This window comes from Sideroxyarcus sp. TK5 (genome assembly GCF_054601595.1).
Window position 1 is genome coordinate 239,051 of sequence record NZ_BAAHSJ010000004.1, and the last position, 14,775, is coordinate 253,825.

Annotated in this window: 14 protein-coding genes and 3 tRNA genes; 5 read left to right on the top strand and 12 right to left on the bottom strand. The window is 59.6% G+C overall.

What is annotated here, in order from left to right:
• Positions 1-29: 29 nt before the first annotated feature.
• Genes ACYPYQ_RS09175 through ACYPYQ_RS09190 form a run of 4 tightly spaced genes read right to left on the bottom strand, consistent with a single transcriptional unit; the run spans position 30 to position 3,717 of the window.
• Positions 30-581: a hypothetical protein gene (locus tag ACYPYQ_RS09175; RefSeq protein WP_459723284.1), complete on the bottom strand. Its 552-nt coding sequence runs from the start codon at positions 579-581 to the stop codon at positions 30-32.
• 43 nt (positions 582-624) lie between these two features.
• Positions 625-1,170: an NADH-quinone oxidoreductase subunit B family protein gene (locus ACYPYQ_RS09180; RefSeq protein WP_459723287.1), complete on the bottom strand. Its 546-nt coding sequence runs from the start codon at positions 1,168-1,170 to the stop codon at positions 625-627.
• Positions 1,163-1,894 (bottom strand): 2Fe-2S iron-sulfur cluster-binding protein, encoded by a 732-nt coding sequence (locus tag ACYPYQ_RS09185; protein ID WP_459723289.1) that lies wholly within the window; start codon positions 1,892-1,894, stop codon positions 1,163-1,165. The genes ACYPYQ_RS09180 and ACYPYQ_RS09185 overlap by 8 nt, the downstream gene beginning before the upstream one ends.
• Positions 1,891-3,717, bottom strand: a complete 1,827-nt coding sequence (locus ACYPYQ_RS09190; RefSeq protein WP_459723292.1) for an NAD(P)H-dependent oxidoreductase subunit E — start codon at positions 3,715-3,717, stop codon at positions 1,891-1,893. Before ACYPYQ_RS09190 ends, ACYPYQ_RS09185 begins: the two co-directional genes overlap by 4 nt.
• A gap of 133 nt (positions 3,718-3,850) precedes the next feature.
• Between ACYPYQ_RS09190 and ACYPYQ_RS09195 the strand changes: the two genes are divergently transcribed.
• From ACYPYQ_RS09195 to malQ, 3 genes are all read left to right on the top strand, one after another.
• Positions 3,851-5,845, top strand: a complete 1,995-nt coding sequence (locus ACYPYQ_RS09195; protein WP_459723295.1) for a UvrD-helicase domain-containing protein — start codon at positions 3,851-3,853, stop codon at positions 5,843-5,845.
• A gap of 82 nt (positions 5,846-5,927) precedes the next feature.
• Entirely contained in the window at positions 5,928-7,094 is a 1,167-nt protein-coding gene (locus ACYPYQ_RS09200; protein ID WP_459723299.1) for a nucleotide sugar dehydrogenase, read from the top strand.
• A gap of 82 nt (positions 7,095-7,176) precedes the next feature.
• Positions 7,177-8,685: a 4-alpha-glucanotransferase gene (gene malQ / locus ACYPYQ_RS09205; RefSeq protein ID WP_459723302.1), complete on the top strand. Its 1,509-nt coding sequence runs from the start codon at positions 7,177-7,179 to the stop codon at positions 8,683-8,685.
• Positions 8,686-8,793: 108 nt separating this feature from the next.
• Here malQ and ACYPYQ_RS09210 read toward each other — a convergent pair whose 3' ends face one another.
• The gene (locus tag ACYPYQ_RS09210; RefSeq protein ID WP_459723306.1) at positions 8,794-9,078 is read right to left on the bottom strand and encodes an HU family DNA-binding protein; all 285 of its coding nucleotides are present in this window, start codon (positions 9,076-9,078) and stop codon (positions 8,794-8,796) included.
• Positions 9,079-9,270: 192 nt separating this feature from the next.
• A tRNA-Leu gene (locus ACYPYQ_RS09215) sits at positions 9,271-9,359 on the bottom strand.
• Positions 9,360-9,508: 149 nt separating this feature from the next.
• Here ACYPYQ_RS09215 and ACYPYQ_RS09220 point away from each other — a divergent pair.
• Together ACYPYQ_RS09220 and ACYPYQ_RS09225 are read left to right on the top strand one after the other, a co-directional pair.
• A tRNA-Gly gene (locus ACYPYQ_RS09220) sits at positions 9,509-9,584 on the top strand.
• A 59-nt stretch (positions 9,585-9,643) separates the two neighbouring features.
• Positions 9,644-9,717, top strand: a tRNA-Cys gene (locus ACYPYQ_RS09225).
• A 15-nt stretch (positions 9,718-9,732) separates the two neighbouring features.
• Here ACYPYQ_RS09225 and ACYPYQ_RS09230 read toward each other — a convergent pair.
• From ACYPYQ_RS09230 to ACYPYQ_RS09255, 6 genes are read right to left on the bottom strand one after another with little or no spacing between them, the layout of a single operon-like run.
• On the bottom strand, positions 9,733-10,152 hold the full coding sequence (locus tag ACYPYQ_RS09230) for a hypothetical protein (RefSeq protein ID WP_459723310.1): 420 nt from the start codon (positions 10,150-10,152) through the stop codon (positions 9,733-9,735).
• 49 nt (positions 10,153-10,201) lie between these two features.
• Positions 10,202-11,686, bottom strand: coding sequence for a CYTH and CHAD domain-containing protein (locus ACYPYQ_RS09235; RefSeq protein ID WP_459723314.1), 1,485 nt, complete (start codon positions 11,684-11,686; stop codon positions 10,202-10,204).
• A gap of 12 nt (positions 11,687-11,698) precedes the next feature.
• Complete coding sequence (locus tag ACYPYQ_RS09240; protein WP_459723317.1) at positions 11,699-12,883, bottom strand: BaiN/RdsA family NAD(P)/FAD-dependent oxidoreductase; 1,185 nt, start codon at positions 12,881-12,883, stop codon at positions 11,699-11,701.
• A complete protein-coding gene (gene dnaQ / locus ACYPYQ_RS09245; protein ID WP_459723321.1) occupies positions 12,880-13,581 on the bottom strand; it encodes a DNA polymerase III subunit epsilon in 702 nt (233 codons plus the stop codon). Before dnaQ ends, ACYPYQ_RS09240 begins: the two co-directional genes overlap by 4 nt.
• Positions 13,578-14,024, bottom strand: coding sequence for a ribonuclease HI (gene rnhA, locus ACYPYQ_RS09250; protein WP_459723446.1), 447 nt, complete (start codon positions 14,022-14,024; stop codon positions 13,578-13,580). The genes dnaQ and rnhA overlap by 4 nt, the downstream gene beginning before the upstream one ends.
• A complete protein-coding gene (locus tag ACYPYQ_RS09255; protein ID WP_459723325.1) occupies positions 14,017-14,763 on the bottom strand; it encodes a class I SAM-dependent methyltransferase in 747 nt (248 codons plus the stop codon). The genes rnhA and ACYPYQ_RS09255 overlap by 8 nt, the downstream gene beginning before the upstream one ends.
• Between the last annotated feature and the right edge of the window lie 12 nt (positions 14,764-14,775).

Below are 14,775 nucleotides of genomic sequence, written 5' to 3' on the forward strand. Positions count from 1 at the left end.
GCCCGCTACCGAAGCATCATCCTTGCTGCTTACTTGCCCTGCACCACCTGCACATGCGCGTTGCTCAGGCGCATGAACAATCTGATCTTGCGCAGCATGGGCCACCAATCGTAGAGGAATATCTGCATCGGACGCCACATGGCGACCCAGCCGACGATGGTGAGGCTTTCGCGGGCGATGCGGTAACCGGGCCCCTCCCCCAGGCCGCCGATGAAATCCGCCGCGACCAGGCAGAACGAGACGAAGGTGACGCCGATGAACAGGCTCATGCGTCCCTGCTTCAGTACCTGCCGCAGTCTGCGCCGCGTCCTTTCCGCCTGATAGATGAAGTGGTTATGCGTCGCCTTGCTGATCATCTCGGTCGGGTCGCCGCTTTCCGGCCACTGCTCCAGATGGATGATCAGCTGGAAGCGGCTGTTCACCGGATGGGTGGTAGCCCAGGATTCGATGAACTCATGGGCTTTGGGGTCCAGGTCCTTGTTGCGGAACGGCGTCGGGTCCATGGAGTCGAAGAGTTGCGCAGTGTCTTTCACTCGCAGCGCCAAGCGGTGGATGGGCGCGTTGCTGCCAGCCTTGGTCATGGGTGAACCTTTTCCATATCTTGTGTCGCCAGCGCCCGTTGCATCAATCGTAATGGATCAGTCCGTGACCCAACTCAGGCGTCTTGCCGGAGATGAGGTCGGTGAGGAATTTCCAGATGGCATCGCCTGAAGGCGGGCAGCCGGGGATGAAGTAATCCACCTTCACCACTTCGTGCAGCGGATGCACCTTGTCCAGCGGCAGCGGTAGCTCGGGGTCGTTGGGGATGTGACCGTGTACCAGCCCCGGCTCGGTGAGGTAGACCTCGGTGAGGCAGGCGCTGAGGTCGAGGTGGTTACGCTGGGCAGGCAATCCGCCGTTGATGGCACAGGCACCGATGGCGATGAGCACCTTGCAGTTCTTGCGGAACTCGCGCAGCACATGCACGTTCTCCGCGTTGCAGATGCCGCCTTCGACGATGCCGATGTCGCACGGGCCGCAGTGCTTGATGTCGGTGATGGGTGAGCGGTCGAACTCGACCAGTTCGAGCAGCGGGAACAGGCGCTCGTCGATGTCGAGGATGGACATGTGGCAACCGAAGCAGCCCGCCAGCGAGGTGGTCGCGATGCGCAGTTTCTTCTTGTCAGTCATGTTCCGCTCCCGACGGCGGACGCGGTGCGTCTGCCAGTGCCTGCGCACTGATGGGGCTTGCATCGTAGCGGCGTGCTCCGATGGGCTGACTGAAGCCGACGCGTTTGGGCAGGATCACTCCGACCGGGCAGACCTGCATGGCTTTGTCGCTGAGCGCGATGTCTGTGTCCCTGAGCTGGCCGGATTCCGCATTCACGATGAGGTGTTTGCTGTTGCCCCGCCCTGCCAGTGCGAACACGTTCTTGCCATCGACCTCGCTGGAGGCGCGCACGCACAGTTCGCACAGGATGCAGCGGTTGAAGTCGAGCAGGATGTCGGGATGCGAGGCATCCAGCGGCCGGTCGGGATACTGGTGGCGGAAACCGGCGGCGTGCACTTCAAGGTCGTAGCCCAGCGCCTGCAGCATGCAGTTGCCGCTCTTTTCGCACGACGGGCAGAAATGGTTGCCTTCGGCGAACAGCATCTGCACCAGCGTGCGGCGCAGTGCGTTGAGTTCTTCGATCTCACTTTCCACTTCCAGCCCGGCTTCGGCCGGCATGGTACAGGACGCCATGGTGCGACCGTTGACCTTGACTGTGCACAGCTTGCAGCTGCCGTGCGGCTTGAATTCCGGGTGGTAGCACAGGTGCGGGATGTAATGGTCGGCGGCCAGTGCCGCCTGCATCACGGTTTGGCCGGGTTCGAACGGGACGGCTACGCCGTCTAACTGGAAGGTGTCGGTCATTCGTTTTCCTTCAGGTGTGCCCCGGCATCGTCGCGTCCGGTCATCTGCCTGGCGCGGGCCAGTGCGCCGTCGAGGTCGAAGGCGGGTTCGAAATCCAGCGATTTCAGGCGGGTCTCATAGGCGGGCCTGAAGTGTTTGAGGGTATGCAGCACCGGGTTGCAGGCGGTGCGGCCGAGGCCGCAGTGCGAGGTGGTCTGTAACACATGGTCCAGATTCTCGATCTCGGTCAGGTCGTGCTGGGTGCCGTGTCCGGCGGCGACTTTGTCCATGGTCTGTTTCAGCATCGAGGTGCCGACGCGGCACGGGGTACAGAAGCCGCAGCTTTCGTGCGCGAAGAAATGCACGAAGTTGCGCGCCACCTCGAACATGTCGCGGCTGTCGTCGAACACCATGAAGGCACCGGCGGTGGGCAGGTCTTCGAAGCCGAGTTTGCGGTCGAACTCGTGTTCGCCGATGCACATGCCGGACGGGCCGCTGATCTGCACGGCGCGTGTGTTGACCGCGCCGCAGTCAGTAAGGATCTGGCGCACGCTGACGCCGAACGGGTATTCGTAGATGCCGGGGCTGGCGCAGTCGCCGGAGACGGAGATGAGTTTGCTGCCGCTGGATTTCTCGGTGCCGATGGCGCGATAGGCCGGCGCGCCCATATGCAGCGCCATCACGGCTTGGCAGAAGGTCTCGACGTTGTCCACGGCGGTGGGTTGTTGCAGATAGCCGTTGGTGACCGGGAACGGCGGGCGGTTGCGCGGCACGCCGCGTTTGCCTTCCAGCGATTCGATGAGCGCGGATTCCTCACCGCAGATATAGGCACCGGCACCGAGATGGATCTCGATGTCGAAATCGAAACCCCGCTCGCCGAGGATGTCCTCGCCCAGCAGTTCGCTGTCGCGGCGGCGTTGCAGTACGGCATGCAGATGATTCAGCAGATAGCGGTATTCCCCGCGCAGGTAGAGGAAGCCTTTCTTCGCACCGACTGCGCGTGCACACAAGGTCATGCCTTCGAACACCAGATCGGCCTGGGCGGTGAGCAATACGCGATCCTTGAAGGTGCCGGGTTCGCCCTCGTCGGCGTTGCAAACCACATAGCGCGCTTCGCCATCGGCGTTGCGGCAGGCTTCCCACTTCATGCCGGTGGGGAAACCCGCCCCGCCGCGACCGCGCAGATTGGATTCCTTGATCGTGCTGATGATGGCTTCTGGTTTGAGCGCCTTGGTAGCTTGCAGCACTTGGCCATAGGCGAGTTTGTTGTTCAGGATCAACCCGCCACGGCGGATGTTGTTCTCCACCTTGAAATAGTCTTCCGGCCATTCTGCGACCGGTGTGCGGTTGCGGATCAACTGGCCGATCTCCTGGATGCGCTGCGAGCCGAGCCGGGTGATGGCGCGCCCGTTGACCAGCATGGCCGGGCCCTGGTCGCACATGCCAGTGCAGGAGGTGGTGTTGATGCTGAGCAGGCCGTCCTCGGAGACCTTGCCCGGTTGCACCCACAGCTGGCGGCACATCTGTTCCATCAGGTCCTGGTTGCCCAGCATGCGGTCGGTGATGTTGTCGGAGAACAGCACTCGATATTCGCCTGCGGGCTTCAGGTGCAGGAAGGAATAAAAGGAGGCGACGCTCTCGATGCGGGAGCGCGGGATGGCTAGCGTGGCGGCAATATAGGAGGCGGCATCGGCCGGGATGTAGCCGGCGCAGGCCTGCACTTCGATCAGCAGCTGCAGCAGATTAGTCTTTTCGCCACAATGCCTTGCAACGATCTCATGCAAATCCGCATGAAGGTCGCAGCGGGGGGATTCACCATAGATCGGGTTGGCATCTGGTAGCATACGGGCCGCTTCTTCGTTGGGTCGGTCACGATCATCTGACGCAGTCGTCAGGCTCGATTATGAATCAATATCCATATCGTTTCGCATCTTTGTTGCAGACACTTTACGCGGCAGGCAGTCCCCGGTCATCTCAATGTTAAGCAAACTCAATCCCACCCAGCGCGCAGCCGTCAAACATCTGGGTTCGCCCTTGCTGGTGCTGGCCGGTGCGGGCAGTGGCAAGACCGGCGTGATCACGCACAAGATCGCCTACCTGATCAACGAGTGTGGATATCCGGCGCGCAACGTGGCGGCCATCACCTTCACCAACAAGGCGGCCAACGAGATGAAGGAGCGGGTGGGCAAGCTGCTGGGGGGGCGCGAGACCAAGGGGTTGACCATCAGCACCTTCCATGCGCTGGGCATGCAGATCCTGCGCGAGGAAGCGACGCATATCGGCTACAAGAAGCAGTTCTCCATCTTCGATACAGCCGACACCGGCAAGATCATCAGCGAGCTGCTGGGTAGCCCGGACAAGCAGGAGATCCGCAACGCGCAGAGTGTGATGTCGAACTGGAAGGCGGCCTTCCTCACCCCGGCGCAGGCGCAGAGTCTGGCCGAGAATGAGGAGCAGCGGCGCCTCGCCCTGCTCTACCAGCGGTATCAGGAGACGCTGCGCGCCTACCAGTCGGTGGATTTCGACGACCTGATCCGCCTGCCGGTGGAGCTGTTCCAGAGCAATGCCGAGGTGGCTGAACGCTGGCAGCACCGTTTCCGCTATCTGCTGGTGGACGAATATCAGGACACCAACGATTGCCAGTACCAGATGATGAAGCTGCTGGCGGGTGACCGCGCGGCGCTCACCGCCGTGGGCGACGACGACCAGGCCATCTATGCCTGGCGTGGCGCGAGCACGGCCAACCTGAGCAACCTGCAGCAAGACTACCCAACCTTGCAGGTGATCAAGCTGGAGCAGAACTACCGCTCTTCGCAGCGCATCCTGCATGCCGCCAACCATCTCATCAAGCACAACACCAAGCTGTTCGATAAGAAGCTGTGGAGCGAACATGGTCCCGGCGACCAGGTGCGTGTGTTCGCGGCCAAGGACGAGGAGAACGAGGCGGAATCGGTGGTGCTGCGCCTGCTGGCTCACAAATTCGAACACCGCACACGCTTCGCAGATTACGCCATCCTGTATCGCAGCAACCACCTGTCGCGCGTGTTCGAGCAGCAGTTGCGCACGCACAAGGTGCCTTACACGGTGAGCGGCGGCACCTCTTTCTTCGAACATGCCGAGATCAAGGACCTGACCGCCTACCTGCGGCTGATCGCCAATCCGGACGACGATCCGGCTTTCATCCGTGCCATCACCACGCCCAAACGAGGCATCGGCAACAGCACGCTGGAAAAACTGGCGTCGTATGCCGGTACGCGCCATATCAGCCTGTTCGAGGCGGCGTTCGAGCCGGCCATGGCCGAACTGCTGCCGCCGCGCCAGCACGAAGATCTGATCACCTTCTGCAATTTCATCAACCGCATGCAGTCGCGTGCCGAAAAGGAACCATGCAACGAGGTGATGAACGATCTGCTCGCCGCCATCGACTACGAGACCTGGCTGTTCGACAGCTTTGAGCCTAAGCAGGCCGAGAACAAATGGAAGAACGTGCAGGATTTCACGGGCTGGATGAACCGAAAGTCCGAGGCGGATGACAAGAGCATGATCGCCATGACGCAGTTGATCGCCCTGCTCAACCTGCTCGAATCGCAGGACAAGGAACTGGACGCGGTGTCTCTTTCCACCCTGCATGCCGCCAAGGGCTTGGAATACGGCCATGTCTATCTGGTGGGAGTGGAAGAAGGCATCCTGCCGCACGAGCGCAGCGAGGAACCGGAGCAGATCGAGGAAGAACGCCGTCTGATGTATGTCGGCATCACGCGCGCGCAGCGCTCCCTGCAGATCAGCTATTGCACGCGGCGCAAGCGCGGCAAGGAAACGGCCGGGTGCGATCCCAGTCGCTTCATCGCCGAATTGCCGCAGGACGATATCGTGTTCGCCGGGGTGACGCAGATCGGCAGCGCGCCTGCGGTGAGCAAGTCGGAAGGTATGGACAAGCTGGCAAGGTTGAAAGCGATGCTGGGCACAGCCTGACGCGGGGATCGCCGTCAAATTCCGGTAAACTACGTCTGTTCCAATCGCATATATCGAAACAGACCAATCCGGATTTCCACCTATGAAGATCGCTATCGCCGGCACCGGCTACGTCGGACTCTCCAATGCCATCCTGTTGGCCCAGCATAACGAAGTCGTCGCGCTCGACATCCTCCCCGAGAAGGTGGCGATGCTCAACCGCAAGCAGTCGCCCATCGAAGATGTCGAGATCGAGGAGTACCTGCAGCACAAGACACTGAACTTCCGCGCCACGCTGGACAAGGCAGACGCCTATAGCGGTGCCGACTATGTGATCATCGCCACGCCGACCGATTACGATCCCGAGACCAATTACTTCAACACGCGCTCCATCGAGGCGGTGATTCAGGACGTAATGGCGATCAACCCAAAGGCGGTGATGATCATCAAATCCACCATCCCGGTAGGCTACACCGTCAAGGCGCGCGAACAGTTCCACTGCGATAACCTGATCTTCTCGCCCGAATTCCTGCGCGAAGGCCGCGCGCTGTTCGACAACCTGCATCCCTCGCGCATCGTCATCGGCGAACGCTCCCAGCGTGCCGAGACCTTTGCCAACCTGCTCAAGCAGGGCGCTGTGAAGCAGGACATCCCCACCCTATTCACCGATTCCACCGAGGCCGAAGCGATCAAGCTGTTCGCCAACACCTACCTGGCGATGCGCGTGGCCTACTTCAACGAACTGGACACCTATGCTGCCACGCACGGGCTGGATACGCGGCAAATCATCCAGGGGGTCAGCCTCGATCCGCGCATCGGCGACCATTACAACAATCCTTCATTCGGCTACGGCGGTTACTGCCTGCCCAAGGACACCAAGCAGCTGCTGGCGAACTACAGCGATGTGCCGCAGAACCTGATCCACGCCATCGTCGAGGCTAACACCACCCGCAAGGATTTCATCGCCTTCGACATCCTTAAGCGCAAGCCCAACGTGGTGGGGATCCACAGGCTGGTGATGAAGGCTGGCTCGGACAATTTCCGATCGAGCAGCATCCAGGGGATCATGAAGCGCATCAAGGCCAAGGGTATCGAGGTCATCGTGTACGAGCCGGCGTTGAAGGAAGCGAGCTTCTTCCATTCTCGCGTGGTGAACGACCTGGCTCAGTTCAAGAAAGAGGCTGATGTCATCGTTGCCAACCGTATCACCGACGATATCCGCGACGTGGCAGACAAGGTCTATAGCCGCGACCTGTTCGGAAAGGATTGATAGCCGGATATGCAACAAGGATATTACCGTTTCGAAAGCTGGTAGCATGCGTTCAGGCGGAACACAACAACGAGTAAACAAGTTGAATCCATTATCCATCCGCTCCAGCGGCATTCTGCTGCATCCCACTTCCCTTCCGGGCCCTCACGGTTGCGGGGATTTTGGTCAGGAAGCGTATCGCTTCGTCGATTGGCTGGAACAGACCGGCCAGTCCCTCTGGCAGATGTTGCCCTTGGGTGAGGTCGGCCCCGGCAATTCCCCCTACATGAGCAGTTCAGCCTTTGCCGGTAATCTCATGCTGGTCGATCTGCATGCACTGGAAGAACACAAATGGCTGACGCCGGACGAGCTGGTCGCCCCGCTCACTTTCTCGGGAAGCCGCGTCGACTATCCGGCTGTCATCGCCTTCAAGACCGGCCTGCTGAGATTGGCGGCCGGCCGGTTCTTCGCCCAGCCGGGCAAGCGCATGGGAGATGCCTATGAGGACTTCTGCGAACGTGAGAAACATTGGCTGGATGACTTCGCGATGTTCAAGGCACTATGGGCACACGAGTCATGGCGCGACTGGTCTGAATGGCCGGACGAGTTGGTCAAACGCGATCCCAAGGCACTGAGCAAAGCGGCCAGGCAACATGCCGGCGAGATCGCATTTTGGAAATTCAGCCAATGGTGCTTCGATACGCAGTGGAAGGCGCTAAGGAAGTACGCCAACGAGCGTGGTGTGTATCTGGTGGGGGATGTGCCCATCTTCGTGGCATACCAGAGTGCCGATGTATGGGCGCACCAGGAACTGTTCGAGCTGGATGAACGTGGCCGATGCACTGTCGTGGCGGGCGTGCCGCCCGACTACTTCAGTGCGACCGGCCAGCTGTGGGGAAATCCGCTCTATCGCTGGGCTGCCCACCAAGCGTCCGGGTATGGGTGGTGGATCGCGCGCTTGCGCCACGCATTCAATCTGTTCGATCTGGTGCGAGTCGATCATTTCCGCGGCTTCGCCGATTACTGGGCCATCCCTGCAGGGGCACCGAATGCCATCGACGGGCAGTGGATGCCGGGCCCGGGTGAGGCGCTCTTCGAAGCGCTACTCGGTGCGTTCAAGGAACTTCCCATCATCGCCGAAGACCTGGGACTGATCACGGCCGAGGTGATCGCCCTGCGTGACAAGTTCAATCTGCCCGGCATGCGCATCCTGCAGTTCGCTTTCGGTGAAGACGAACGCAACTATTTCCTGCCACATCACTACACGGCGAATGCGGTTGCCTATACCGGTACGCACGACAACGATACCAGCATCGGCTGGTGGCATAGGGCATCGACTCACGAGCGGGAATTCGCGCAAAGCTATCTGCGCACGGATGGGCAGGAGATCAACTGGGTGATGATGGGCGCGCTTTCGGCTTCGGTTGCCAATGCAGTGATCTTCCCGTTGCAGGATGTGCTGGGGCTGGACAGTGCACATCGCATGAATTTGCCAGGGACCGGAAGCGGGAACTGGGAGTGGCGCATAACGCCCGAACTCATTGCATCATGCGATAGCGCAAGGCTTGCCGGACTGGCATACAGGGACAAACGTGATCCGCGTCGGCTCTAGGAAACAAGCAATAAACAAAAAAGGTTGAATCGAAAGATTCAACCTTTTTTAATTCCTACAAGTGCGATCCTGATGGGAACATCAGGATCGCATTGTCTTTTGGAGTGATTACTTCTTGCCGCCGTTCACAGCTGCCTTCAGCGTAGCGCCTGCCTTGAATGCAGGTGCCTTGGAAGCTTTGATCTTCAGCTCTGCGCCGGTAGCAGGATTGCGGCCTGTACGTGCTGCGCGCTTGCGAACTTCGAACGTGCCGAAGCCAACCAATGCAACGTTGTCGCCCTTCTTCAGTGCGCCGGTGATGATTTCGATCAGTGCTGCGATGTTGCGATCTGCGTCAGCCTTGCTGCTGCCTGTCTTTGCGGAAAGTGCATCAATCAGTTCTTTACGGTTCATACGTTTCTCCTTTGGTTATCGGGTGGAATCAACTCCGAGGCGGATTGTTCTAGATATTGTGAGCTTTTGCAACAGGAAAAAATATATAGGCCAAAAAAATGTTGGATTGCCGCAAATCCCCGCCACGCATGGGCAAAATGGGGTACGCGTAGAAAAATATTCAAGTATCGGATTCTGAAACCACTTTTTGTTTGGTGCCCGGAGCCGGAATCGAACCGGCACAGGAGTTTCCTCCCGACGGATTTTAAGTCCGTTGTGTCTACCAGTTTCACCATCCGGGCTGGCGACGCGCTGAATCAGCTAGGATTCATATGATGCCGATGGGGCGCGCATTATACATACGCGGATTTCGATGCGAGAAAGTGTGAAATTTTTTCGTATCTGTGTTGACACAAAAATCTTTCACCATATAATGCGCACCTTCTCTTCTGCGGGAATAGCTCAGTTGGTAGAGCGATACCTTGCCAAGGTATAGGTCGCGAGTTCGAGTCTCGTTTCCCGCTCCAAATTTCCGGGAAAGCACAAATTGCTTTCCCGTGCTTTTAAGTTGTGCTTCTTGCCACACGGCGCGATAGCAAAGCGGTTATGCACCGGATTGCAAATCCGTAGAGCCCAGTTCGACTCTGGGTCGCGCCTCCACTCCCCCTTCCTGAATCAGCTGGTCACCTGGTCACCGGAGGTGTCGGCCATCAAGCTCATCAGCATGGCAGCACTTTGTTCGAGCAAGGCTACATCGAGCACGCCGATGCACTCCTCCGCGACTTCGATCCCCGACACCACACTGGGTCGTTCATCCTCCCTGATCTCCCATACATCGGTACTGTCGCCGCGTGCACGCACCATCGACAGTGTTTCGACCGCCTTGTCCAGCGCCTCGATGGCCCCGGGTATCCGGGTGTTCTTTTGTACCAGCGCGGTACGCACGACCGAGATCGCGGCGGCCAAGCGGCCGAAAGCCGTCACGCTGAAGCGGCCTTCGCATGCCGCCTGGTATGGCAGGTGCATATCCATCGCGTAGATGTCTTTCAAGCCCTGTGTGACCGGGACACGCAGGTTCGTTGGTTTCTTGCTCATCGTTGTATGGCCTTTCCTGTCTTCAAGATACTCTCCCCTTGCGGAGCCTTTACCAGCACTTTGTCTGTTTCGCGAAACCGGCCCAGTTCCTGTTGAACAGGGTGATGTGCTCGGCATAGTCGTGCTCCATCCAGCCCCGTACCAGCGCGAGTGTATCGTGCCGGGATGTATTCTCCAATTCATCAAGCAGCCGATGCGCGACAGAGATGTCGTGCATGGTGCCCAGAATGTCTTGCAAGACGGTCAACCTGTCCAGATAGGCGTTGTACTTGTGCTGCGGCAGGAGGCTGCCGAACATCTCCAGGCTGTAGCGCAGTTTCTTGCAGGTGATACGCAGGGCATGGAACTGTGCCGGCACCTTGTTGGATAGCGCATCCCCTACCACCATGACTTGTCTGCTGCGTTTCTCGAGTATCTTGCGGACGAACTTTTCAAGCATAGGCTTGGGACTTTCTGCCTTGTCATGATGCAGCCATACGCCGAAACGCAATAACAGACGCTGGAAATCCTGTGAGGCCAAGCTATTTTCCACGCCGGCATGCTGTTTGCGACGCATCCGCTCGCAGGTGCCCAGCAAGTCACGCAAGCCTTCATGCTCGGGCAAGCGGGCGCAGATCGGTGCCAGGGTCTGCGTGACGAACACGTCCCAATCGCGGGCGCGGCCCAGCTCGATGCACAACCCGGATACCTCACCATACAAGACATCCAGTTCCGGTTCGGGCTGGAAACGTCTGGCCACCGACAGCACCACGCGCAATCGGCGCAGGCCGACACGAATCTGATGCAGATATTCCTCGTCCAGCTTCAGCAATGCCCCGGGCACATTAGCCTGTATATGCGACAGGCAGGATGCGACCAAGGCCTGAAGAGCGCTGCCGACACCCTGGGACGGCGTCAATGCGGCGAACTTGCCCTTGCTTACCGCTGGCCCGGAGGCGGAGAAAAGGCGGTAACCATATTCGGCCTTGCTGGTGTGTTCGACTTCCAACGGCACGACCTCGATCAGCGCGAGTGCCAGCTTGAACAACTTTTGCGGCGCACCGGATATGAGTTCGAGCTCCAGTTCCGAGATGGGGCACATACTCTGTCCGGCACGTATCTCGCCACTGTCCATGCACAGTTCGATCCGGGCGCCTTCGAAATCGAGCAGATGTACATTGCGCGTGAAATCGGTGACAAAGACCGCCTGCAGATGGTTGCGTGCGCCGTGCGGGAGTTTGCCGCCGATGAGTTTGAGGGCCTCCAGATCCAACCGCTCTGCGGGGACGGGCGTCTCCCATTCGTTGCGCTGGTGCAGTCCGGCGCTCGATCGCCCGCCGCCCTTCAGGGTCTGCAGCCACTGCTTGCCGACGCGGCGCAGGCGCAAGGCCATGGCATTGCGCTGCAAGGCCAGATCGGCAGTGTCGTAGTAGATGCTGTACAGCTTGAGCACGCGCGCGCGCCCGACAGTGTGGCTGCGCAGGAGCGGGTGACGCTTCAGACGTTGCAGCCGGTCGGGTGAGATGTGCAGTTTGAGTTCGGTTTCTACCGCCATGTCCTCTCCTCCCTACGCGGCGAGTCCCGCAGCATGTCCGGAAGCCCATGCCCACTGGAAGTTGTAGCCGCCGAGCTGTCCGGTGACGTCCACCACTTCGCCGATGAAATACAGCCCCGCCACGTCGTTGCATTCCATGCTCTTGGAGGACAAGGCGCGGGTGTCCACGCCGCCGCAGGTCACCTCCGCCTTGCCATAACCCAGAGTGCCACTAGGTGTGATCTGCCAGCCCTTGATCTTGTCTGCCAAGGCGGCGAGCTGTTTGGAAGAATGCTGATTGACCGGGAGGTTCTCGCTCCAATGCGTGGCGATGATCTCTGCCAGGCGCTTGGGCAGATACTGCGTCAGGAAGTTGGCCAGCAGCATCCTGTTGGTGCGTTGTTCCATAAATATGGCGTGCAGGTCATGATCGGGCAGCAGATCGATAGATAGCGGCTGCCCCGGCTCCCAGTAGGAAGATATCTGCAGGATAGCCGGGCCGCTCAGGCCGCGATGGGTGAACAGCAGGTTCTCGCGGAAGCTCTGCTTGCCGAATCCGACGATCGCATCCAACGACACCCCGGACAGGTCGGCATAGACGGCCCAGGCTTCCGGATGGAAACTGAGCGGCACCAGTCCGGGTTTCAGCTTGGTCACGGGCAGGTTGAATTGCTCGGCCACCTTGTAGCCGAAGGGGGTCGCGCCGATCTTGGGGATGGAAAGTCCGCCGGTGGCGACGACCAGTGAACTGGTTCGGTAGAGGCCGTGCGAGGTCTGCACACTGAAACCTTCCCCATGATTTATCTGTCCGACTGTGCACGGCATGGCCCAGCGCACCCCGGCGGCATCGCATTCGGATCTGAGCATGTCGATTATGGCTTCCGATCCATCGTCGCAGAACAATTGGCCGAGCGTCTTCTCGTGATATCTGATGCCGTGCTTCTCCAGCAGTGAGATGAAGTGCTGCGGTGTGAATCGGGCCAGCGCGGAACGGCAGAAGTGCGGATTGTACGAAAGGTAGTTGTCCGGCTTGACGTTCAGGTTGGTGAAGTTGCAACGGCCGCCACCTGATATGCGGATCTTCTCGGCCAGCTTGTTGTTGTGATCGAGCAATACCACGGTGCGGCCGCGCTGGGCGGCGGTCAACGCACACATCAAACCCGCCGCACCGGCACCGATGATCAGGACGTCCGTTGCAACAGGCGATCCGGCGCTCATCCCGGCATTTCCAGCTGACGCCAGATGCAGGCACCCTTGCTGGCCTTGTCGATGTCGCCTAGTTGCGCTTCATGCTGAGACAGTTCTTCTTCGCTGGCGAGCAAGACGCGTACAGATGCTGAGATGCGTTCGGTGCGCTGGCTGTCACGTGGGGTCTCGGTGTTCACGGTGTCTTCTCCCAGCAGGCTCCCCTGCCCGCGCGTCATGCCGAGATAGACTTCGGCCAGCAGCTCCGTATCCAGCAATGCACCGTGCAAGGTACGGTGCGAGTTGTCGATCTGATAACGATCACACAGTGCATTCAGATTGTTCTTCTTGCCCGGATGCAGCTCTTTGGCAACCTTCAGGGTATCGAGAACCGGGTTGTCCAGTTTCGGCAGACCGGCCAGTGCCAACTCGGCATTGAGGAAGCCGATATCGAACGGCGCATTGTGGATGATCAGCTCCGCGCCGGCGATGAATTCCAGCAAGGCCGGTGCGATCTCGGCGAACTTGGGCTCGTCCTGCAAACGGTCCAGCGTCAGGCCGTGCACGGCGGCGGCGCCTTCGTCGATCTCTCGTTCCGGATTGATATAGCGGTGGAAGGTGCGTCCCGACAACTTGCGCCCGTCCAGTTCGATGGCCGCGACTTCGATGATGCGGTGGCCCTGCTTCGGGTCCAGTCCGGTCGTTTCCGTATCCAGCACTACCTGTCTCATGCCTGCTCCCTCAATGTCTCGATGCCGCGATTGGCCAGCGCGTCGGCGCGCTCGTTGCCTTCGTGGCCCGCATGGCCTTTGACCCATACCCACTCGATGTGGTGACGGGTCACGGCATCGTCCAGACGACGCCACAGGTCTTCGTTCTTCACCGGCTGTTTGCTGGCGGTCTTCCAGCCGCGCTGCTTCCAGCCCGGCAGCCATTCGGTGATACCTTGCAGCACATATTTCGAATCGGTGTGCAGGCGCACCTTGCAGGGGCGCGTCAACGTTTCCAGCGCCGCGATGGCGGCCATCAATTCCATGCGGTTGTTGGTGGTGTGCGCTTCGCCGCCACACAATTCCCGCTCCTTGCCCTTGGCGCGCAACAGCACGCCCCAGCCGCCGACACCTGGATTGCCCTTGCAGGCACCATCGCTGAAGACATCCACCACATCACTCATCTGTTCCACGCTTCTGTGTTCCTTTATTCAGTTTGGGAGAGGCCGGCATCAGTTTACGCACCAAGCCTTCGTTCCATTTGGGTTTGATCAGGCGCATGCCGGGCACGCGTTTCACCGCATGCAGGAAATAGACCCCGCCACCGACCGCCCACCATCTGTCGCCCGCCTTTTCCATGAATGCTGAGCGCTCCAGCCACTTCTTTTGCCGGAACGGCGGCGCATAGGCGGCGAAACGGCCGCCGACCACTTCGAATCCCAGCAGCGCCAGCCAGTCCTTCAAGCGGGGCAAGCCGATGAAACGGGCATCCCATGGATAGCCTTGCTTGCGCCCGAGCTTGCGGTGCAATCCCCACAGGCTATAAGGATTGAAACCGCTGATGATGAGATTGCCTTCCGGCATCAGCACGCGCTCCACTTCGCGGATGATCTGGTGCGGATTGTCGGAGAATTCCAGCACATGAGGCATCAGCACCAGATCCAGGCTGGCGCTGTCAAAAGGCAGTTCGGAACAGATCAGGCGCACGTCGTTGCCCGTGTGGTTGCCGGCCGTGAAGCGCAGCGGCATGCGGCTGTTGCGCAGGAAGTCCTGACCGGGTACACCGATCTGCAGCGCGTTGAAGCCGAAGATGTCACTCACTGTATGGTCGAAATAGGCCTGCTCGCGTGTCAGCACATAGCCGCCCTGCTCCGTGGCGAACCATTCACTCAGACTCTTCGTGATTACTTTAGAATTCGGCATCGGACCTGCAGA